17 protein-coding genes are annotated in these 19859 nt (G+C 70.3%); 10 read left to right on the top strand and 7 right to left on the bottom strand.

The features are described 5' to 3' along the window. The first annotated feature begins 2 nt into the window (after positions 1–2). Genes ACFFIC_RS08800 through ACFFIC_RS08810 form a run of 3 tightly spaced genes read left to right on the top strand, consistent with a single transcriptional unit; the run spans position 3 to position 2598 of the window. On the top strand, positions 3–1289 hold the full coding sequence (locus ACFFIC_RS08800) for an aromatic ring-hydroxylating dioxygenase subunit alpha (protein ID WP_377049802.1): 1287 nt from the start codon (positions 3–5) through the stop codon (positions 1287–1289). Beyond that, complete coding sequence (locus ACFFIC_RS08805; RefSeq protein ID WP_377049803.1) at positions 1289–1792, top strand: hypothetical protein; 504 nt, start codon at positions 1289–1291, stop codon at positions 1790–1792. Before ACFFIC_RS08800 ends, ACFFIC_RS08805 begins: the two co-directional genes overlap by 1 nt. Beyond that, complete coding sequence (locus tag ACFFIC_RS08810) at positions 1789–2598, top strand: IclR family transcriptional regulator domain-containing protein (RefSeq protein ID WP_377049804.1); 810 nt, start codon at positions 1789–1791, stop codon at positions 2596–2598. Before ACFFIC_RS08805 ends, ACFFIC_RS08810 begins: the two co-directional genes overlap by 4 nt. A 6-nt stretch (positions 2599–2604) precedes the next feature. On the opposite strand, the gene ACFFIC_RS08815 is transcribed toward ACFFIC_RS08810, so the two are convergent. Beyond that, positions 2605–3582 carry a Bug family tripartite tricarboxylate transporter substrate binding protein gene (locus tag ACFFIC_RS08815; RefSeq protein ID WP_377049805.1) on the bottom strand — a complete coding sequence of 326 codons (978 nt, stop codon included), beginning with the start codon at positions 3580–3582 and terminating at the stop codon, positions 2605–2607. A 151-nt stretch (positions 3583–3733) separates the two neighbouring features. On the opposite strand from ACFFIC_RS08815, the gene ACFFIC_RS08820 reads away from it, so the two are divergent. The 3 genes from ACFFIC_RS08820 (at position 3734) to ACFFIC_RS08830 (ending at position 5538) form a co-directional block, all read left to right on the top strand. Next, complete coding sequence (locus ACFFIC_RS08820) at positions 3734–4381, top strand: class II aldolase/adducin family protein (protein WP_377049806.1); 648 nt, start codon at positions 3734–3736, stop codon at positions 4379–4381. Between the two features lie 156 nt (positions 4382–4537). Further along, positions 4538–5146 (top strand): hypothetical protein, encoded by a 609-nt coding sequence (locus ACFFIC_RS08825; RefSeq protein ID WP_377049807.1) that lies wholly within the window; start codon positions 4538–4540, stop codon positions 5144–5146. 116 nt (positions 5147–5262) lie between these two features. After that, positions 5263–5538, top strand: a complete 276-nt coding sequence (locus tag ACFFIC_RS08830; protein WP_377049808.1) for an MFS transporter — start codon at positions 5263–5265, stop codon at positions 5536–5538. A 119-nt stretch (positions 5539–5657) separates the two neighbouring features. Here ACFFIC_RS08830 and ACFFIC_RS08835 read toward each other — a convergent pair whose 3' ends face one another. After that, complete coding sequence (locus ACFFIC_RS08835) at positions 5658–5813, bottom strand: hypothetical protein (protein ID WP_377049809.1); 156 nt, start codon at positions 5811–5813, stop codon at positions 5658–5660. Between the two features lie 140 nt (positions 5814–5953). Here ACFFIC_RS08835 and ACFFIC_RS08840 point away from each other — a divergent pair, with 140 nt between their 5' ends. Next, on the top strand, positions 5954–7153 hold the full coding sequence (locus ACFFIC_RS08840) for an amidohydrolase (RefSeq protein WP_377049810.1): 1200 nt from the start codon (positions 5954–5956) through the stop codon (positions 7151–7153). Here ACFFIC_RS08840 and ACFFIC_RS08845 read toward each other — a convergent pair. Beyond that, the gene (locus tag ACFFIC_RS08845; RefSeq protein WP_377049811.1) at positions 7113–8609 is read right to left on the bottom strand and encodes an amidase; all 1497 of its coding nucleotides are present in this window, start codon (positions 8607–8609) and stop codon (positions 7113–7115) included. The two genes, ACFFIC_RS08840 and ACFFIC_RS08845, sit on opposite strands and share 41 nt — an antisense overlap. Before the next feature lie 205 nt (positions 8610–8814). Between ACFFIC_RS08845 and ACFFIC_RS08850 the strand changes: the two genes are divergently transcribed. After that, positions 8815–10404 (top strand): ABC transporter substrate-binding protein, encoded by a 1590-nt coding sequence (locus ACFFIC_RS08850; RefSeq protein ID WP_377049812.1) that lies wholly within the window; start codon positions 8815–8817, stop codon positions 10402–10404. 363 nt (positions 10405–10767) lie between these two features. Here the strand turns inward: ACFFIC_RS08850 and ACFFIC_RS08855 are convergent, their stop codons facing one another. Together ACFFIC_RS08855 and ACFFIC_RS08860 are read right to left on the bottom strand one after the other, a co-directional pair. After that, positions 10768–11346, bottom strand: a complete 579-nt coding sequence (locus tag ACFFIC_RS08855) for a PEP-CTERM sorting domain-containing protein (RefSeq protein WP_377049813.1) — start codon at positions 11344–11346, stop codon at positions 10768–10770. A 152-nt stretch (positions 11347–11498) separates the two neighbouring features. Next, positions 11499–12767 carry an aminotransferase class III-fold pyridoxal phosphate-dependent enzyme gene (locus tag ACFFIC_RS08860; RefSeq protein WP_377049814.1) on the bottom strand — a complete coding sequence of 423 codons (1269 nt, stop codon included), beginning with the start codon at positions 12765–12767 and terminating at the stop codon, positions 11499–11501. Between the two features lie 78 nt (positions 12768–12845). On the opposite strand from ACFFIC_RS08860, the gene ACFFIC_RS08865 reads away from it, so the two are divergent. Continuing rightward, positions 12846–14369 carry an ABC transporter substrate-binding protein gene (locus ACFFIC_RS08865; RefSeq protein WP_377049815.1) on the top strand — a complete coding sequence of 508 codons (1524 nt, stop codon included), beginning with the start codon at positions 12846–12848 and terminating at the stop codon, positions 14367–14369. On the opposite strand, the gene ACFFIC_RS08870 is transcribed toward ACFFIC_RS08865, so the two are convergent. Together ACFFIC_RS08870 and ACFFIC_RS08875 are read right to left on the bottom strand one after the other, a co-directional pair. Further along, positions 14366–16540: an alpha-ketoacid dehydrogenase subunit alpha/beta gene (locus ACFFIC_RS08870; protein WP_377049816.1), complete on the bottom strand. Its 2175-nt coding sequence runs from the start codon at positions 16538–16540 to the stop codon at positions 14366–14368. The two genes, ACFFIC_RS08865 and ACFFIC_RS08870, sit on opposite strands and share 4 nt — an antisense overlap. Further along, positions 16537–17265, bottom strand: a complete 729-nt coding sequence (locus tag ACFFIC_RS08875; protein WP_377049817.1) for a GntR family transcriptional regulator — start codon at positions 17263–17265, stop codon at positions 16537–16539. Before ACFFIC_RS08875 ends, ACFFIC_RS08870 begins: the two co-directional genes overlap by 4 nt. A gap of 158 nt (positions 17266–17423) precedes the next feature. On the opposite strand from ACFFIC_RS08875, the gene ACFFIC_RS08880 reads away from it, so the two are divergent. Continuing rightward, positions 17424–19736 (top strand): penicillin acylase family protein, encoded by a 2313-nt coding sequence (locus tag ACFFIC_RS08880; protein WP_377049818.1) that lies wholly within the window; start codon positions 17424–17426, stop codon positions 19734–19736. The last annotated feature ends 123 nt before the right edge of the window (positions 19737–19859 follow it).

The raw sequence follows: 19859 nt of genomic DNA on the forward strand, positions 1-19859 counted from the left end.
CGATGCTGCGGAAGGAACAGAACGACCTCCTCACCCAGACCGGCCCGGGAACCCCCATGGGGGATGTCTTCCGCCGCTACTGGATCCCGGCCCTGCTGGCGGAGGAGGTGGCCGAGCCCGGCGGCGCCCCGGTGCGCGTGAAGCTTCTGGGCGAGCGCCTTCTGGCCTTCCGCGACAGCGAGGGCAAGCTCGGCCTGATCGACGAGTTCTGCGCCCATCGCGGCGTGTCGCTCTGGTTCGGCCGCAACGAGGATTGCGGCCTGCGCTGCCCCTATCACGGCTGGAAGTACGACACCTCCGGCCAGTGCACCGAGGTTCCGTCAGAGCCTGAGTCCAGCGGCTTCCGCCAGCGCATCAAGCTGACCTCCTATCCGCTGGTGGAGCGCGGGCACATCGCCTGGACCTATATGGGCCCGCCGGACCTGCAGCCGCCGCTGCCGGAATGGGAGTTCATCACGGTGCCGCCGGAACAGACCTTCTCCTCCAAGCGCCTGCAGGAATCCAACTGGCTGCAGGCGATGGAAGGCGGCATCGATTCCGCCCATGTCTCCTTCCTGCACCGTGGCGCCCTCAGCTCCGACCCGCTCTTCAAGGGCGCCAAGGGCAATCAGTACAACCTCAATGACAGCGCGCCCGTGTTCGAGGTGGTGGAGCACGGCAGCGGCCTTTACATCGGCGCACGCCGCAACGCGGAGGACGGTCACTACTACTGGCGCATCACGCCCTGGGTGATGCCCTGCTTCACCATGGTGCCCCCGCGCGGCGACCACCCGATCCACGGCCACTTCTGGATCCCGATCGACGACGAGAACTGCTGGGCCTGGAGCTTCGACTACCACCCCGTGCGCGCACTCACCGAGCGCGAGGTGCAGGCCATGCGTGACGGCCACGGCATTCACGTCACCTATGTTCCCGGCACCTACCGTCCGGCAGCGAACAAGGACAACGACTACCTCATGGACCGCGCCGCGCAGAAGGCGGGCATCACCTATAGCGGCGTCTCCGGAATCGCGATGCAGGATGCTTCGCTTCAGGAAAGCATGGGTCCCATCGTGGACCGCACGCGGGAAAACCTGACCTCCACCGACAACGGCATCATCATGGCGCGCTTCCGCCTGATGAAAGCCGCCAAGGCACTGCGCGACAAGGGCGTGCCCCCGCCCGGCACGCGGCCCGAGGAGCAGCAGGTGCGCTCCGCCGCCGTGGTGCTGCCGCCCGACCAAGCCTTCAAGGACGCCGCGGGCGAGGCGCTGCGGGCCAGGCCCGGTGTCGTCCAGGCATCGGTCTGATGGCCAGCGAGAGCGCGCGCGCCACCACGGCGTCCGAAGCCGCCTTTCGCGTGCGCGCGCCCAACTCCGCCCCGCGCGCGACGCTGGTGGTCGCGCTCGACCCGCCAAGCCTGGAGGTTGTGCAGGGGCTCGCCGCCCGGCCCTGGAACGGCGCGGTTTTCTTCGCTCCCTCCTTCTTCGAGCCGGAGGCGGGCGCCGACTCCCGGCGGTGGTTCCGCGACGTGATCGGCCGCGCGGCAGGCTTCGTTCAGGAGGTGGAATCCTCCAGCCAGGCCGTCATGATCGCGACCTCCGGGCAGGATGCGCAACTGGCCGCCGTGGTGGGCGAGGCCTGCGCCGCGACGGGCACCAAGACCTGCGGCCTGATCCTGCACGACCCTGCCACCCGGCCACCCTCGGCTCTATCGTCGGCGCTCGAGCAGTTGCGTCCCCACGTGTCCATGCTCAGCGTAGCCGGCGACGGCGCCTTCGCTGAAGCCATGCTGGAGGCGCTGCGCGCATGAGTGGCGCGGCGCTGGCGGGAGCGCCGGATCAGGAGGCCGACAAGGAGCAGGGCCGGGATTTCGTCACGGCGCTGGCCCGCGGCCTTTCGGTCATGCGTGCCTTCACCGAACAGGACCAGGACCTGACCCTGGCCGACATCGCGCGGCGGGTGGAGCTCTCGCGCGCGACCGTCCGGCGCTCCCTGCTGACGCTGGAAGCGCTGGGATACGTGCAGTCCTCCGGTCCCTTCTTCCGCCTCGCCCCTCAGGTGCTCACACTGGCGCAGGCCTATCTTTCCTCCTCCGTGCTGCCACGCGTGGCCCAGCCGTTCCTGGAGCGCACGAGCGAGGCACTTGGCGATTCCTGCTCCGCCTCCGTCCTGCACGGCGAGGACGTGATCTATGTCGCCCGTTCCACCCGGAAGCGGGCGGGGTCGCTGCACCGGGATGTCGGCACGCATCTTCCGGCCTATTGCACATCCATGGGCCGCGTCCTCCTGGCCAACCTGCCGGAGGGCGAGCTGGACCGCTTCTTCCGCACCGCGCGCCTGGAACAGGTCACGCCCTTCACCCTTCACACCGAGGAGGCGCTGCGCGCGGCGTTGGACAAGGTCCGGCGCGAGGGCTTCTGCACGGTGGACCAGGAGCTGGAGATCGATCTGCGCTCCCTCGCGGTTCCGATCCGCAACGCTGCCGGGCGCATCGTCGCCTCGCTCAACGTCTCCACACAGGCGCGGCGGACAACAAGCGAAGAGCTGCTGGGCACCTATCGTCTGGCGCTGGAAGAAGCGGCCGCCGGCATGCGCCCGCTGCTCATCGGATCCTAGCCGCCGTCAACGCGCCTGAGCGGCGGAAGCGCGTGCGATGGGTGTCCAGCGCGCGATCTCCTCGGCGACGAAGCGGGTGAATTCCGGCGCCGTCATGGCCGGCGAAACGAGCCCGTCCGCCTCCAGCCGCGCGCGAATGTCGGGTTTCGCGAGGATGCGCCGCACCTCCGCGTTCAGCCGCTCCACCACCGGCGCGGGAAGGTTCGCGGGCCCTGCGAGGCCGAACCAGGTGGTGGCTGTGAGGTTGGGGTAGCCAAGTTCGGCGAAGGTCGGGATCGCGGGAAAGCCCGGCAGCCGCTCGGCTGTGCTGACGGCGATACCGAAGATGCGGCGGTCGCGCAGCGGCTCGGCGGCGGAGGTGAGGGCGATGAAGGCAGCATCCACCGATCCGCCGAGCAGGTCGGACATGCCGTTGCCGCCGCCGCGATAAGGGATGGATTCCAGATTTGCGCCCGTCGCCTGCCGGAACATCTCCCCGATCAGCGCTCCGTGCGTGCCCGCACCCGGCGTCGCGAAGGACAGCGTGCGCGACCCGCGTGCGAGAGCCAGGGCCTCGGGCATGCTGCGCGCGGATGTCCCCGGCCCGACAACGAAGCCGACCGGCGGGCCGCCGAGATAGGCGATGTGCGTGAAGTCGCGCAGCGCGTCGAAGCCGTTCGCGCCCGCGTTGGTCGCAACCGCGATGACGTGGGACGCGATGCCGGATATGCCGAGCGTGTAGCCGTCCGCCGGCGCGCGCGCGACCTGCGTGGTGCCGATCAGCCCCCCCGCGCCGGGCCGGTTGTCCACGATGAAGGGCTGCCCGAGGCGTTCCGAAAGGTCGCGCGCGATCAGCCGCCCCAGCGTGTCCGCGCTGCCCCCGGGCGCGAAGGGCGCGACGATGCGCACCGGACGCTGTGGCCAGTCGCCGCCCGCAGCCGATGCGCCGCCCGCCGCATAGAGAAGCGGCAGCCCCACGAGTAACTTGAGCAGCGCACGCCGCATCGCATGTTCTCCTCCCCCAATGAAACGACATGCCCGCGTCGCAGCGAAGCCGTCGCCTTTTCGCTATCTTAGCGTGGGGAACGCCGGCGCACGCAAGCCGTGCGCGGCACAAGAAGGAGAGACCGCATGAGCGACGGCACGCGAGAAGGAGATGCTCGCGGAGGCGCTCCGCATGCTCGAGCACGCGGGAATGATCGACCATAGCGGCCATGCCAGCATCCTCAGTGCAGAGGGGCGCATCCTGATCAATGATGCCGTCGCGCCGAAGCGGCGCGTCGGCCCGGCGGACCTCGTTGAAATCGATGCGGACGGCGCGCTGCTCGCCGGCAGTGGGCGCCCGCCGCTGGAGTTCCACATCCACACGGAGATCTACCGCCGCCGCCCGGAGGTGCGCGCGATCATCCACCTGCACCCGCGCTGGTCCACGCTGCTGACCATGGTTGGCGCCGCCTTCCAGCCGGTTTTCGCGCAGGGCGCGCTGCTCGGGGACGTGCCGGTCTTCGATGATCCCATGTCGATCAGCACGCGCGCGATGGGAGAGGCGCTGGCGGCCTGCCTCGGCCCTGGAAGCGCGGTGTTGATGAAGTCGCACGGCGCGACGGTGGTTGCGGAGGACCTGACTGCCTGCTTCGCCCTCGCGGCCTACCTGGAGGAGAATGCGGAACGCCAGGTGGAGGCAATGCGGATCGGACAGCCCTTCGTGTTCGATGCGGCCCAGCGGGTCACGATCCGCCAGCGCCTCCATACTCCCGCGCTGTTCCGCAAAACCTGGGACCACTACCTCGCCCGCCTGGGCTGAGGCGTCCTGCGGACCCGAAGGAGTTTGCGTGATGACGTATCAATCTCTGGCGATACGCACGGCGTCGAGCCGCGTTACAGAAGAAGTTATCGTCGGCTTCCGTAACGAGCGGTTGGGAGCCGGGTGTGGTCGGACCGCAAGCAAATGAGGTGATCCATGGCAAAGCGCTCCAGCGAAGAGAGCAGCCAGAATAAGGGGCGCGCCTCGGCCAAGTCCGTGCCGTCGCACAGGGCCCGGCCTGACAAGGGCGATGCCGCCAAGCCCAAGCCCGCCTCGGCTGCAGAGTCCGCGCTGCGGCGAAAGCCTTCCGCCAAGCCGCCTGCCCGCGACGGCAAGGCCGATGCCGCGGCAAAGCCCGTCGCCAAGCCCGTTCGCGCGGCCAAGGCAGAACCGCCGAAGGCTGCTGGTTCCGCTTCCCGGCCGAAGCCGGCCGCTGCCCGCCTCAGGGCCACGCCGCGCTCCACACCGCCCTCGCCAGAAGCAACTGCGTTCGATGGCGTTTTTCCTTCGGAGCAGCCGGCCGCGCAGTCGCCTGAGCCGTCAGCCGAACAGCCAACCATTGCGAGCGCCCCCGCGGCACGGCTTTTCGTCCCCGGTCCCGTCACGACGGCCGTTCGCGCGGCGGCGTTGACCGCGGCCACGATGGCCACCCACTTCATGGCAGCGATGACCCTGGGCACGAGTATGCTGGGCGGCGCCGCAACGCCGAAGGTGAGGCCGGAACCACCGGCCTCGGGCAAGCCCGGGAACGACGACCGAGCGTAGCAAGACCACCGATCCGGGCGGCAGCCGCGATGCGGCCCCGTGTGGTCCACCGGTGCCGCGGGGCTGATGTTCCGGCGCGACATGTGCCGGGCGAGGGGAGGGGAGGCGCCTCGCTGGTGCTGTCGCGCGCCGACGTCATCGGTCCCGCCAGCTTCTGGCTGGCTCACTTATTCAAGCGCGTGATCTTCTACGCAATGCATCAACGGATGCCGCTGCTGTTCCGCGACGCCGGTCTCATGCTTGCCACCGCAGCGTTGATCTCAGCCCTCTTTTCTCTCGGCGGCGTCGGCGCGGTGCTGTTCGGCTTCCTGATGGATCGCTTCAACGCCAATCTGGTGATCGCGGCCGGCTTCGCGCTGACGGCCCTGGCGATCTGGGCATGGGGCAGGTGAGCGGCACGGCCGGGCTGCTGGTGCTGGTCGCGGGCACCGTGATGATACACGGCGCGGTCCTCGCTGCCTGCACTTGCAGCAGCTTTCTTCCCCACTGTGAGCCGGGTGACGGGGGTGGTTCAACGCTGGGCCTTGGCGGCTTCGGCGGGATCGCCAGCTCCATCCTTGTCGCCGAGCCCGGACGCCGCTAGCTGGATGTCGGAGAGATCTTCACGGTCCGGGCGGTAGCTGGACTGTTCGCGGCCGATGTGCTGGTGATCAAGCAGCTCGCCCATCCGGAACCGGGCCGTACCACAGCGAAGCCCGGTGACGGGACGCCTGCCCACTGGGACAGGCACGCGCCTTGACCGCGCAGCCGGGTGGACGCAGCCTCGCGCAACCCTCCCGAAATGCCGTTCGAGGAATGCACCTGAGCATGACGCGCCAAGCCATCCTGGATGAGATCCAGTCCTATGCCGACGAGCTGATCGCCCTGCGCCGCGACATCCACGCGCACCCCGAGACCCGCTTCGAGGAGGTGCGCACCGCGGGCATCGTCGCGGAGAAGCTGCGTGGCTGGGGCCTGGACGTGACGGAGAAGGTCGGCGTGACCGGTGTGGTCGGCACGCTGAAAGGCCGGCGGCCCGGCCAGCGCGCCATTGGGCTCCGTGCCGACATGGACGCGCTGTTCATCGAGGAGCGGAACGAATTCTCGCACCGCTCCACCGTGCCCGGCAAGATGCACGCCTGCGGGCATGACGGCCACACGGCCATGCTGCTGGGCGCCGCGCGTTATCTCTCGGACCACCGGGATTTCGCGGGCACCGTGCAATTCATCTTCCAGCCCGCCGAGGAGGCAGGGACGGGTGCCAAGGCCATGCTGCGCGACGGGTTGTTCGACCGCTTTCCCGTTGATGCCGTCTACGGCCTGCACAATTCGCCCGGCATTGATGTCGGCCGGTTTGCAACTCGTGTGGGGCCGATCCTTGCTGGTGCCGATTTCTGGGGCGTGACCTTCCGCGGCACAGGCGGCCATGGCGGTGCGGCGCCCCATTTGGCCACTGATGTCACCGTGGTGCTCGGGCAGTTCCTGCTGGCCGTGCAGACCATCCTGCCGCGCAACCTCCACCCGACGGAGGGTGCGGCGCTGAGTGTCGGCCATGTCTCCGGGGGCGCCGCGAACTCGCCCAATGTCATGCCGTCCGAGGTGATGGTGCGCGGCACGGCACGCTATTTCCGGCTGGAGGCTCAGGCCATCATCCGGCGCCGCCTCGCGGAGCTGGCGGAAAGCCTGGCCGCGGCGCATGGCTGCACGGCGGAGTCCCTCTACGAACCACTCTGCCCGCCCACGGTGAACGCCGCGGGGAAAGTCCCGGTGGCGTCCGCCGCGGCCGCGGCGCTCGTCGGCGAAGCCCGTGTCGGCGACATCCCCCTGAGCACGGGCGGGGAGGACTTCGCTTTCATGCTGCAGGAAAAGCCGGGAGCCTTCATGCGCATCGGCAACGGCAGCAATCCCGATGGCAGCTTCCACAACGTCCACACGCCGCTCTACGACTTCAACGACCAGGCCCTCGCACTCGGCTCGGCTTATTGGGTCAGCCTCGTACAGGAAGAACTTGGCCTGGAGGACCGGTGAGGGCGGCGCCGGGCGCGGGCGTGACCATCGCCGGCGGGCGGTTCTGCGCCCAGGGCCGCGCGGCCTCCAGCAGCGCGCCCAGACGCAGCACATCCATGTCCGCGCCCCAGCGGCCGATGATCTGCACGCCCGTCGGCAGCCCGTCCCGCGCGAAGCCGGATGGCACGGTCAGTGCCGGGTGCCCCGTGAGGTTGAAGGGATAGACGTAGGCGCTCCAGCCCTGCCGCGTGATGCCGCAGCGTTCGCCTTCGACCTCCACCTCGTCATCGGCGGCGTCGAAGTCGGCCGGCAGCGCGGTGCGCGTGAGCGTCGGCGAGACCAGCACGTCGTAGCGCTCCATCAGCGCCTGCACGGCGCGGAACAGGCCGGTGCGGGCATACTGGGCCTGCCGGAAATGGGCCATGCTGAAACCCTCCCCGCGTTCCATGAAGGCCAGCAGCACCGGGTCCATCCGGTCCCGCCATTCCGGCAGGTGCTTCGCCATCGCGACGGCGAAGTTGCCCTGGTACATCACGCGTCCCGGGAACTCGATCCAGTCGATGGGATCGGCCACGGATTCTACCGCCGCGCCCATTGCAGCCAGAACGTCGAGCGAGGCGCGGGCATTGGTCTCCATGTCGCGGTCCAGCCGCGGGTTCGCCGCGCGCTCGATGAAACCCACCCGCAGCCCCGACAGGTCGCCGCCGACCAACCCGGCGGAAGGCCCCGAGAGCGTGGGCCCGTTCAGGCTCCAGGGGTCGCGCGGGCTGGGTCCGGCCATGGAGCGCAGCATCACCGCCGCATCCGTCACGCTGCGCGCCATGGGGCCGGCATAGGTGTAGTTGCCGAAGGCGTCCGTGCTGGCCTCCCAGGGCACCAGGCCGAGCGTCGGCTTCAGCCCCACCACCCCGCAGCAGGCGGCCGGGATGCGGATGGAGCCCGCACCGTCCGTGCCCAGCGCGATCGGCCCCAGCCCCACCGCCAGCGCTGCCGCCGCACCGCCGCTCGATCCCCCGGAGGTGCGCGACAGGTCCCAGGGATTGGGCGTCACTCCGAAGCTTGGTCCGTCCGTCATGCCCTTGTGGCCGAATTCCGGCATGCGGGTCTTGCCGATCAGGATGGCCCCGGCCTCGCGCAGGCGCGTCACGAGGATGTCGTCCCGGGCGGGGACATTGTCGGCGAAAATCGCGGAGCCGTGGGTGGTGTGGATGCCCGCCGTGTCCACCTGGTCCTTGATGCTGACGGGCACGCCGTGCAGTGGGCCGAGCGGGGCGCCCTCCATCACCTGGCGCTCGGCGGCGCGGGCCGCCTCCCGCGCCCGGTCGTGCAACAGGGTCACGAAGGCATTCAGCGCGGGCTGTGCGCGTTCGGCCGCGGCCAGTACCGCATTGATGTACTCCACCGGGGAGAGTGCACGCCGCCGGATCAGCGCCGCCGCCTGTTCGGCGGTGAGAAACAGAACGTCGTTCTCGGACATGGGCGTGGCTCCTCCGTGGCGGGCGGCCCGTTCGATCATGCTGGAGCCGCACGCCCGATATCTGATATATCGTCCTTACCCGGCTTCCAAGGAGCCGCCGAGTGCCTGGCGCGAAGTGCAGCATCGCCGAGCCCACCCGACGCCGCGCGGCGCGAGCCGCCGCGCCACGCCCGTTGCCGAGAAGAAATCCAGGAAGGAACACGCCATGCTGACGCATCCCACTGCCGGGCGCGTGCCACGGCGCGCGCTGATGCGCGCCGGCGCCGCCACTCTCGCCGCAGCCGGAATGCCGTTCCTGGCCCGGCCCGCCCAGGCCGCGGGCACGCTGACACTGGTTCTGGAATCGGAGGTCGTGATCCTCGACCCCTATGCCACCACGGCCGCGATCACGCGCACCTTCGGCTATCACGTGTGGGACACGCTCTTCGCGATGGCCGAGAACGGCGAGATCCGGCCGCAGATGGTTCGCGACCACACGGCCTCGCCGGATGGACTCACCTGGACCTTCACCCTGCGTGACGGACTGAAGTTCCATGACGGCGCGCCCGTCACGGCGGCGGATTGCGTCGCCTCGCTCAATCGCTGGATGCCACGCGATCCGCTCGGGCGGATGCTCCAGGCCGTTGTCGCCTCGATCGAGCCGCGCGGGGCGGACAGCTTCGCCATCGTGCTGAAGGAGCCGTTTCCACTTCTGCTGGACGTGCTGGGCAAGCCGAACGCGCCCGTTCCCTTCATCATCCCGGCGCGCATCATCCCGTCCAATCCGTCGGCGCGTATCACCGAGATCATCGGTTCCGGCCCCTTCGTCTTCCGCCAGGACCAGTGGCGCGCGGGAGACCGCATGGTGCTGGACCGCAACCCGAACTACGTTCCGCGCGAGGAGCCGCCGGACTTCCTGGCCGGCGGCAAGCGCGTGAAGCTGGACAGTCTGGTGCTGCGCGTCATGCCCGACGACGGTACGGCGGCGAGCGCCCTCGCGGCGGGCGAGGTGGACTATGTGCAGTACCTCGCCTTCGACCAGCTTTCCCGCCTCGAACGCTCCCGCAGCGTGGAGCTGATGGGGCTGACTGGCATCCACATGTTCCAGGGCAACTTCCGGCTCAATCACGCCAGCGGCCCCTTCGCCGATCCGGAGGTGCGCAAGGTGCTGTGGCACCTGGTGGACCAGTCCAGCATCATGCAGGCGATCGGCATCCCCGCGCGCTTCGCGAGGCCGGGCTGCCCCTCCTTCTGGATGTGCGACGCGCCGCTGGAAACAAGGGCGGGCGCCGAGCCGGCGCGCTACGACGTGGCGCTTGCGCGGGAGATGCTGAAGCGCACGAACTACAAGGGAGAGCCGGTGGTGATGCTGGAGGTGTCCGCCTCCATATCCCAGACGGCGGCCAACGTCTTTGCCCAGGCGATGAAGGAGGCCGGTTTCACGGTGGACGAGCAGGTGATGGACTGGGGCACCGTCCTGGCGCGCCGCGCCAACAAGCAGGGATGGAGCCTGTTTCCCGTCTATTCCAACGGCGTGGACATGGTGTCGCCCCTGAACCACTTCTACATCGCCAGCACCTGCGCCGATTACCCGGGCTGGAGCTGCGATGCGCGCATCCCCACCCTCGTGGACCGCTTCGCCAAAGCGGGAAGCCTGCCGGAAAAACGGCAACTGGCGGACCAGATCCAGACGATTGCCTACGAGCTGGTGCCAAACCTGATGTGGGGCCAGTTCTCCCGCCCCGCGGGCTACCGCAACCGCATGAAGGGCCTGATCCGGTCCAGCTTCCCCATCTTCTGGGAGGTGTCGGTTTAACGATCGGACGCGATCGGCGGCTCGGAGCGGAAGGGTTTTCCGCACGCGTGGCAGGCGTGGATCATGGGAGATGGGGAAGGGCGCTGCTCCGGGTGTCGGGCGAGGCCTGGGCACCGACCGAGGCGTTGGTCTCCGCCACCCCGCATGTGCCGCAGACTGGCTGGCTGCAGGTGCGACGGCCCGGCCGAGTACGGGCGGTCGCCGTGGAACCACGATCGCTCCAAGCGAAAGGCGGTTTCGGCAGCGTAGCCCGGGAATGGAGGGTCGGCAGCATCGCTCGACCCTGGCCGTGCAGGCCCTCGCGCGCCGGCCCGTGCGCCGCCCGGTGTGCGGGGGCGCCGGGTGGGCGGCCGTTGAACCCCATCACCGCATCGCGCGGGCCCGCGCCGCGCCGAGCCCGAGCAGGCCCAGGCCGAACAGGGCGAGGGTCGAGGGTTCGGGCACCGACACGGGGTTCTGGGAGAAGGTGAAGTCCACCGCGACCTGGGAACCCGTGATGTAGGACAAGCCGTTCCAGTTGATCCGGACCTCGTTGCCGGTGAAGGAGACGCGGCTGTCGTCGAAGCCGGCGAGCGTCGTCGCGAGCGCATCGACCACGGCACCGGTGATCCCGAGGTTCGAGCCGGAGGTGAAAACGGGTCCGTTGAAGGGAACGGAACTCCACGTCGGCGAGACGAGGTCGGTGCTCAGGACGAGCACCAGCCGGGCGGCGCTGAAGTCCGTGGCGATGCTGGTCACGCCCTCGATCAGCCCGGTCGTTTCCACACCGGCACCGACCGTGAAGCTGGCGGGCGACCAGGAGGAGGGGCCATAGGCGGCACCCGCCACGGGGAATTCATAGGTTGGCGTGAACGCCTGCCCGATGAAGTCCGCACGGGCCGGCGCTGCGCCGGCGAGCAGTGCCATGCAAAGACCCATGCAGGCCAGACGAGTACGGTCCATTTCTCTTCTCCAATCCGTGCCACTTGCGGCGGGGACAGAGAGAGCAAACTTCGTTCCACAAAAGCAAATAATGCAGATTCAGATCGTTACGGTTTGTGCAAGAAAGGCTGGGGCGGGATGTGTAAGATCCGCCGACAGCCAGCTTCAGCCCGTCACGCGATCGCCGCCACGGCCGCGAAGCCGGCGTCGGCGGCTTCCAGCGCCGTGTCGATCTCGGCTTCCCCATGCGCACAGGACAGGAACATGTTGTGCCGCGGGTGGAAATACGCGCCATGCCGCAATGCGGCCGCGCAGAATGCTTCACCCAGCCGCACGCCCGGATCCTGCTCGAACTGCATCAGCGGCATGGCGGGCGGGCCGCTGTTGCGTATGGTAAGCCCGTGGCGCGCGGCCAAGCGGTCCAGTCCCGCGCGCAGGCGCTCCCCCATCGCGCGCATCCGGGCGGGGCCATCGATGCGGCGAAGCTCGGTCAGCGTCGCCAGCGCAGCGGCCATCGGCACGGCGGTGCACCAGAAGGAGCCGGTGGTGTAGACGCGGGTCGTCGCCTCGCGGAACCGCTCTCCCCCCGTGACGGCGGCGAGCGCGTGGCCGTTCGCGATGGCCTTGCTGTAGGCCGCAAGGTCCGGACGCACGCCGATGGTTTCCCAGGAGCCGCCGAGGTCGAGGCGGAACCCGGCGCGCACGTCGTCCAGGATCAGCGCGGCGCCGGTTGCGTCGCATATGCTGCGGGCCTGGCGCCCGAAGGCGGGATCCGCCAGTTCGAGAGCGACGCCCATGTCGTGGCGGAAGGCGGAGACGATGATCCCCGCGAGATCCGCGCCGGCGCGGTCCGCCGCCGCCTCCAGGCTCGCGGCGTCGTTGTATTCGAAGGGGATCAGGTGCGCGCGGTCCTCCTCCGTCACCCCCGCGACGGAAGGCGAGCACCATGGCACCGCGCCGTGATAGGCGCCGCGCGCGACCAGAAGCTTGCGCCGACCGGTCTCCGCCCGCGCGATGGTGACGCAAGCCGTGGTGGCGTCGGTGCCGTTCTTGGCCAGGAGGCACCAGTCGGCGTGCGGGATCATCTCCACCAGAAGCTCCGCGAGCTCCACCAGCACGGGGGCAGGGCCGTTGAGGCAGTCGCCCTGCGCGGCCTGGGCGCTGGCTGCGGCTTCCACCGCCGGGTGCCGGTGGCCGAGCACGATGGGCCCCCAGGAGCACATGAGGTCGATGAACTCACGGCCGTCAGCGTCCCAGAGGTGGCATCCCTCCGCGCGCGAGAAGAATTGCGGATATCCGTCAGGCAGCTTGGCCGCGTTCAGGTGGCCCCAGAGGCCGCCAGGAATCACCTGGCGGGCACGGGCGCGCAACGCGGCGTCCATGGGGCCTGCGGCTCCCTCGGCCTGGGACAGCGCCTGGGCCTGGAACATGGTGTCGGGCATCGGGCGATCCTTGCTTCGCGCTTGATATATCATATTCGCCAAGGCAGGCTTTGGCGAGGCTTCTGGTGAGGATCGCTGATGCGCGTTTTCCGTGCGGCCCTGCTCGGCCTTTCGCTGTGGGCGGCCAGCGACTTGGCCCTGGCGCAGGCGCCCTCCGCGCAAACGCTGCGCGTCGGCATCGTCAGTGATCCGGACGTTCTCGACCCGACCCTGTCGCGGAGCCTCGCGGCGCGGCAGGTCTTCGCGGCCATGTGCGACAAGCTGATCGAGCTGGACGCGGAGGGGCGCCTCGTGCCGCAGCTCGCCACCGCCTGGCGCTGGGCGGAGGACGGGCGCGCCCTGGTGCTGACGCTGCGCCCGGGGGTGCGCTTCCACGACGGTGCGGCGATGGACGCCGAGGCCGTGGTGACCGGCCTCCGGCGCCACCTGGAAACACCCGGCTCCACCCGGCGGGGCGAGATGGGGCCGGTGCGGGAGGTGTTGGCCACCGGACCGCTGGAGGTGACGCTGCGGCTCGGGCAGCCCTTTGCCCCCCTCCTGGCGGCGTTGTCCGACCGCGCCGGGATGATCGTCTCCCCCCGCGCGGCGGGGCGCGTGAACCAGGACTTCGCGCGCGAACCGTCCTGCGCCGGCCCGTTCCGCTTCACCCGCCGCGTTGCGCAGGACCGGATCGAGCTGGAGCGCTTCGCGGAATACTGGGACGCGGCGCGCATCCACTTCGACCGGCTGGTCTACAGGCCCATCACCGACAGCACGGTGACGGCGGCCAACCTTCGCTCCGGACAGCTGGACGTGGTGGAGCGCGTCGCGGCGACGGATCTGCCGGAGATCCGGGCGGACCGGCGCGTGCGGGTCGTGAGCGTGCCCAGCCTGAACAGCGTCTATGTCGCGGTGAACATCGCGAACGGGCCGCGTGCGGACAGCCCCATGGGGCGGGACCCGCGGGTGCGGGAAGCCTTTGAACTGGCGATCGACCGTCAGGCGCTGGTGCAGGTGGCCTTTGACGGGCAGTACCTGGCGGGGAACCAGTCGGTTTCGCCGGGAAGTCCGAACTACGTCGCCTCCCTGCCGGTGCCCGGCCGGAACCTTGCCCGCGCGCGGGCGCTCCTGCGGGAGGCCGGCGTCGAGGGGCGGCTGCGGATGCGCATGTCCGTGCCCAACACCAGCGAGTACACCCAGGCCGCCGAGATCATCCAGGCCATGGTCGCCGAGGCCGGGATCGACCTGGAGCTGCAGGTCATCGAGACCGCGACGCTGCTGCGGCAGTGGACCGCGGGCGATTTCGAGACGCTGCTGATCGCCTGGTCCGGCCGCGTCGACCTGGATGGCAACCTGTGGGGCTTCAACGCCTGCGGGGAAAGTCTCAACGGAGGCAAGTACTGCTCCGCCGAGGCGGACGCGGCCCTGCGCGAGGGACGGGGCAGCGTGGAACCGGAGCGCCGCGCCGCCGCGTATGGGGCGGCGATGCGGGTGCTGCTGCGGGACAGGCCCTACATCTACCTCTGGCATTCGCGCGTGCTGCACGGCGCCTCCGCGCGGCTGGAGGGGCTGCGCGCGATGCCCGACGCGCTGGTGCGCGTGCAGGACCTGCGGATGCGCTAACCGCGCGCGGGAACGAGTTGCCGCAGCCCCGCGGCGACCTTGGCGCTGTCCCCCAGCGCAGCGTGGTTGAGCGGCCTTGACACCGTCGGGGCCGCCTCGCTCCCGCACACGCGGAGAATCTCCGCGTCCAACCAGTCGAAGCAGCGCTCCTGCACCTCCTGGGCCAGCCTTGCCCCGTGGGAGGTGCCGCGCGCGGTCTGCTCGGCGATCAGCACGCGGTTGGTGCGGCGGATACTGGCTTCCACCGCGGGCCAGTCGAGGCCGAGCGGGTCAAGGGTCCGCAGGTCGATCACCTCCGCGTCGATCCCGGTCGTGGTCGCGGCTTCCTCGGCCGCGCGGACCATGGCCGCATAGGTCAGCACGGTGCAGGCATTGCCGGCGCGGGCGACGCGGGCCGTGCCGGGGGCGATGCAATAGTCGAGGTCGACCGGCACGGGCCCGGTGGTCTGGAACAGGTCCTGGTGCTCGATCACCAGCACTGGGTCCTCGCAGCGCAGCGCGCTGTTCATGAGGCCGACATAGTCGTGCGGCGTGGAGGGCGAGAAGATCCGCCAACCCGGGTACATCGCGAACAGCGCGGAAGGGTCCATCGAGTGCTGCGAGCCGTAGCCCGCGCCCGGGTTCACGCGCGCGCGCACCACCAGCGGGATCGGCACGCCGCCGCCGAACATGTGGGCGAACTTGCCGATGCCGTTGAACATCTGGTCGGCCGCGACCACCGTGAAGTCGCCGAACATGATGTCCACCACCGGGCGCAGGCCACACAGGGCGGCGCCGAGCGCCATGCCGGTGAAGCCGTTCTCGCAGATGGGGGTGGCGAAGACGCGCTCGGGGAAACGCTCCATCACGCCCTTGGTGGAGCCGGAGACGCCGCCGCGCAGGCGGTGGATGTCCTCGCCGATGACGACGATGCGCGGGTCGCGCTCCATGTTGTGCAGCAGCGTCGCGGCGACCGCCTCGATGAACTTCATCTCGCGCGCCGCTTCGGCCGGAACGGAGGTTGCCTCGCGCATGGCCTCGCCGCGCAACTCGGTGAGGTCCCCGCGGATGCCGCGGTCCACTTCGCCCGGGTCGGGCAGCAGGCCCGGGCGTATGGAGGGCGCGTTGGCGCCGGGCGCCGTCTCGGTCAGCGCCTCGGCCGCTTGCGCCACCATGCGCCGCGCGCGCGCGTCCAGCGCCTCGAAGCCCGCCGCGTCGAGCACGCCCATGGCTTCCAGCCGTGCCGGCACCGTGAGCAGCGGGTCGCGTGCCCGCCATTCCGCTTCCTCCTCCTTGCTGCGGTAGCCAAGCTGGCTGCCCAGCAGGGGGCCGGACTGGTGCAGGAAGCGGTAGCAGACGGCCTCGACGAAAACCGGGCCGCCCTTTTCGCGGATGGTCTCGCGCGCCCACTGCATGGCGCGGCGCACGGCCACGGGGTCCATGCCGTCGCACTCCACCGAGGGCACGCCGAACATGGCGCCGCGCCCAGTGAGGCGGGTTTCGCGCGTCTGTTCCCGGACATGGGTCGACACGGCGTAGAAGTTGTTCTCGAGGAAGAAGATGACCGGCAGCGTGTAAAGGGCGGCCAGATTGATGGCCTCCAGCGTCTGCCCGGCCATCAGCGTGCCGTCGCCGAAGAACGCGACCGAGACGTTGTCGCGGCCCAGCACCTTGTCGGCCAGCGCGTAGCCGGCGGCATGCGGCACGTTGCCGCCGATGATGGCGGAGCTGCCGACCACGCCTGATTCCGCGTGGCGCATGTGCATGGAGCCCCCGCGCCCGCCGCAGAATCCGCTGGAAAGCCCCATGATCTCCGCCATGGTTCCCTGCACCAGCGCGGCCGCCGCGGCCGTCGGCGGGTCCCGGCGGGGGTCATAGCCCTCGGGCGTCGCGTGGTTGAGGAGCTTGGCCAGGATCTGGTGATGGGCCCGGTGCGTGCCGTTGATCTTGTCCCCGCTGCCGAGGACGGACATGGCGCCCACCGCGCCCGCCTCCTGCCCGATGGAGGCATGGGCGGGACCATGGATCAGGCCCTGGCCGTGCAGGTCGAGGATCGCTTCCTCGAAGCGGCGGATGAGCAGGAGCTGCTCGGTCCATCGGGCGAGGTCGGCCGGCGATTCGGCAGCCCAGTCGGCCTCCTCGGCCTCCAGCCGGAACCAGTCCGTTTCGGTGCGGAGAGGGCTGCGCTTCATGGCCTTTCCTCCAGCTCCCGCAGGCGGCGCACCAGGCCGGCGCCCCCCTCGGTCATGTCGGCGGCCAGCGCCTGGCAGGTCGCGGCCGGGTCGCGGGCGCGCAGCCCGTCCAGCACGTCGAGGTGGCGGTGGCGGCCGGGATAGGTGGGCGGCGCGTGGGGATAGAGATGCGCCAGCGTGGGACCGTTGCGCAGCCAGATGCCCTCGATGATCGCCAGCAGCTCCGGCATGGCCGCGGCGCGGTGGATCCTCTGGTGAAAGCGCCAGTTGGCGCGGTTGGCGGCGTCCGCGTCGCCGCGCGCCTCGGCCTCCACGAGGGCCGCGTGGTCGCTCGCCATCGCCTCGATCGTCTCCGGCCGAATGCGCAGCGCCGCCGCTTCGGCAGCCAAGCCCTCAAGCGCCATGCGCACCGTTCGCAGCTCCAGGTATTCGTCGAGGGTGAGGCCGGCGACGGTGATGGACTTGGCAGCCTCCATGCGCAGCGCCCGCTCCCGCACCAGCTGCATCACGGCCTCCCGCACGGGGGTTTCGGAAACGCCCATTGCGGCGGCGAGCTCGCGGATTTTCAGGCGCTGGCCCGGCGCCATGCGGCCTTCCATCAGCGCGGCGCGGAGCTCGGCATAGACCCGGCCGGCGAGGTTGTCCCGGCCGATTCGGGGAAGGCTTTCGAGCGGGTCTTCGGGAGCTGCCTGGGCGCGCGCGCGAATGGCGGCGGGCTGCGCCACGCGTTTTGCGGCGGACCGGCGCATGCGCACGGAACGAGGAAGCTTCGGGTTGGGAGCGCGGGTCAGCGGGATGTCCTCCGGCCTCGGTTCGGCGGCACGCATTTGGCACCGACGTTATTTGATATATCGTCTGACGACAACCGAACGGCCGATCATCCATGCAGACACACCTCGACGACGCCGCCCTTCGCGCCGCCCTGCCGCCGCTTTCCGGCGAACTGCGCCTCCCCGGGCTGGAGGCGGAGGTTGTGGTGCTGCGCGATACCTCGGGCATTCCGCATATCCGCGCAAAGGGAGAGGGGGACGCCTTCTTCGCACTGGGCGCGGTGCATGCGCAGGACCGCCTGTTCCAGATGGAGCTTAACCGGCGGCGGGCGCTCGGGCGTGCGGCGGAATGGCTGGGGGAGGCCGCCCTCGCGGGCGACGTGCTCGCGCGGCGCCTGGGAGTGGAGGCGGCGAGCCGGCGGGATTACGAAGCGGCGACGCCGGCGGCCCGGGCCATGCTGGGCGCCTATGCCGCGGGGGTGAATGCTTTCCTTGGCTCGGGCGCCCCTTTGCCGGTCGAGTATGGGCTGCTGGTCGCCGTGCCGGAGCTGTGGGAGCCCTGGCATCCGATCGCGGTGATGCGGCGGCTCGGGCTCCTCATGGGGTCTGTCTGGTTCAAGCTGTGGCGCGCGGCGGCGCTGCCGGTGGTGGGGGCGGACGCGGCCGCGAAGCTGCGCTACGACGATGGCGGGGGCGACCTGCTCTGCATACCGCCGGGGGTGGAGGCCGAGCGCTGGGCAGCCGACCTCGCGGCACTCGGCCCGTCCATCGCCGCGCTGCTGGAAGCGTCCGGCGCGGACGCGACGGGCGGTGGCAGCAACAACTGGGCGGTCGGGCCGGAGCAAAGCGCGACGGGGCGGCCGGTGCTGGCGGGCGACCCCCATCGTGTCTTCGAGATCCCGAACATGTACGCGCAGCACCACCTGGCCTGCGACGCCTTCGACGTGGTCGGTCTGACCGTGCCGGGCGTGCCGGGTTTCCCGCACTTCGCGCATAACGGCCGCGTCGCCTGGTGCGTGACCCACGCGTTCATGGACATCCATGATCTTTACCTGGAGCGCTTCGACGAGACCGGCACCGCAAGCCTCACGGCCGAGGGCTGGATGCCCGTGCGGCGGCGGGTGGAGACGGTGGCCGTCCGGGGCGGACCGGACCGGGCCGTGCCGGTGCTGGAGACCGTGCACGGGCCGGTCATCGCAGGCGATCCGTTGAAGGGCACCGCGCTGGCGCTGAAATCGGTGCAGTTCGCCGAAGCAGACCATTCCTTCGACTGCCTGCCGCGCATGCTCCGCGCGGGCGGCGTGGCGGAGCTGTTCGAGGCGACCCGGGGCTGGGGCGTGATCGACCACAACCTGGTCGCCGCCGATGTCGCCGGACACATCGGGCACCTGGTTCGCGCCCGCGTTCCGCGCCGCCCGAGGGAGAATGGATGGCTGCCCGTGCCGGGCTGGACCGGGGCGCACGAATGGGATGGCTGGATCGCGCACGAGGCGATGCCGGCCGTTCTGGACCCACCCGGCGGGGTGATCGTGACGGCCAACAACCGTGTGGTCGCCGATGGACATCCGGATTACCTCTGCACCGACTGTCATCCCCCGCACCGGGCCCGCCGCATCGCGGCGCTCCTGGCCGCGACCCCGCACGCGCCGGAAGCGGCAGGGGCGGTGCATGGCGACGTCGCGTCGCCCATCGCGGCTCTTTTCCGTGACCGGCTGGCGGCGATGCCCACGCCCGCCGATGCGGGGGCCAAGGCGCTGCGGGCCCGGTTGCTGGACTGGGACGCGCGCATGGAGGCGGGCAGCGAGGCCGCGACGGGCTATGTCGCGTTCCGGCGGGCGCTCACGGTGATCCTGGCGGAACGAAGCGGGCTCGTGGCGACAGCGGGGCACCCCTGGCTCGCGCCCTCTCCCGGCGTGGCGCCGCTGAACCAGCTCTGGTGGACCCTGCCGGCGCTGCTGCGGGCGGGTGACGAGTCGCTGCTGGGCGGCTGGGGTTGGGGCGAGGCAATGGAGGCGGCTCTGGCGAAGGCCGGGCGCGAACCGTTGATGCCCTGGGGCGAGGCGCACCGGCCGCGCTTCGCGCACCCCCTTTCGGCCATGTTCCCAGACGCCGCGGGGCTTCTCGACGCGCCGTCGCGTCCGCTGGGAGGCGATGGCGACACCGTGCTGGCGCAGGGAGTGATCGCAGGGGCTGGCCCGGCTGCGGCCTACGGTCCGCTCGCGCGCTACGCCTTTGATGTCGGCAACTGGGAGAACTGCCGCTGGGCGGTGTTCCACGGGGTGTCTGGCCAGCCCGGCAGTCCGCATTACGCCGACCAGAATGCCGCATGGTCGAACTGTGAGATGGTGCCCATGCGGTATGGCTGGGAGAACATCGAGGCCGAGGCAACCTCGGGCGCGGGATGCCGGCAGGTCATGCGGCCCTGATGGGATTTCAGGTAACCGGCAAGGAGACTGGCGATGGGTGCACGCCCCGGGCACCCGGGCGGGCAGCCCCGGTCTCTTAGCGACGTCGGATGGCCCGGGCTGGTCCGCGTGAAGTTCCTATGG

This window comes from Muricoccus vinaceus, from assembly GCF_042433125.1.
GTDB lineage: Bacteria > Pseudomonadota > Alphaproteobacteria > Acetobacterales > Acetobacteraceae > Roseomonas > Roseomonas vinacea.

Excerpts from the sequence above, each read along its gene's own strand:
- ACFFIC_RS08860 (WP_377049814.1), bottom strand. The coding sequence starts at position 12,767 with ATGCCCGACACCATGTTCCAGGCCCAGGCGCTGTCCCAGGCCGAGGGA.
- ACFFIC_RS08820 (WP_377049806.1), top strand. The coding sequence starts at position 3,734 with ATGCTCGCGGAGGCGCTCCGCATGCTCGAGCACGCGGGAATGATCGAC.
- ACFFIC_RS08840 (WP_377049810.1), top strand. The coding sequence starts at position 5,954 with ATGACGCGCCAAGCCATCCTGGATGAGATCCAGTCCTATGCCGACGAG.
- ACFFIC_RS08865 (WP_377049815.1), top strand. The coding sequence starts at position 12,846 with ATGCGCGTTTTCCGTGCGGCCCTGCTCGGCCTTTCGCTGTGGGCGGCC.
- ACFFIC_RS08855 (WP_377049813.1), bottom strand. The coding sequence starts at position 11,346 with ATGGACCGTACTCGTCTGGCCTGCATGGGTCTTTGCATGGCACTGCTC.
- ACFFIC_RS08800 (WP_377049802.1), top strand. The coding sequence starts at position 3 with ATGCTGCGGAAGGAACAGAACGACCTCCTCACCCAGACCGGCCCGGGA.
- ACFFIC_RS08825 (WP_377049807.1), top strand. The coding sequence starts at position 4,538 with ATGGCAAAGCGCTCCAGCGAAGAGAGCAGCCAGAATAAGGGGCGCGCC.
- ACFFIC_RS08815 (WP_377049805.1), bottom strand. The coding sequence starts at position 3,582 with ATGCGGCGTGCGCTGCTCAAGTTACTCGTGGGGCTGCCGCTTCTCTAT.
- ACFFIC_RS08880 (WP_377049818.1), top strand. The coding sequence starts at position 17,424 with ATGCAGACACACCTCGACGACGCCGCCCTTCGCGCCGCCCTGCCGCCG.
- ACFFIC_RS08805 (WP_377049803.1), top strand. The coding sequence starts at position 1,289 with ATGGCCAGCGAGAGCGCGCGCGCCACCACGGCGTCCGAAGCCGCCTTT.
- ACFFIC_RS08810 (WP_377049804.1), top strand. The coding sequence starts at position 1,789 with ATGAGTGGCGCGGCGCTGGCGGGAGCGCCGGATCAGGAGGCCGACAAG.
- ACFFIC_RS08835 (WP_377049809.1), bottom strand. The coding sequence starts at position 5,813 with ATGGGCGAGCTGCTTGATCACCAGCACATCGGCCGCGAACAGTCCAGC.
- ACFFIC_RS08845 (WP_377049811.1), bottom strand. The coding sequence starts at position 8,609 with ATGTCCGAGAACGACGTTCTGTTTCTCACCGCCGAACAGGCGGCGGCG.
- ACFFIC_RS08870 (WP_377049816.1), bottom strand. The coding sequence starts at position 16,540 with ATGAAGCGCAGCCCTCTCCGCACCGAAACGGACTGGTTCCGGCTGGAG.
- ACFFIC_RS08850 (WP_377049812.1), top strand. The coding sequence starts at position 8,815 with ATGCTGACGCATCCCACTGCCGGGCGCGTGCCACGGCGCGCGCTGATG.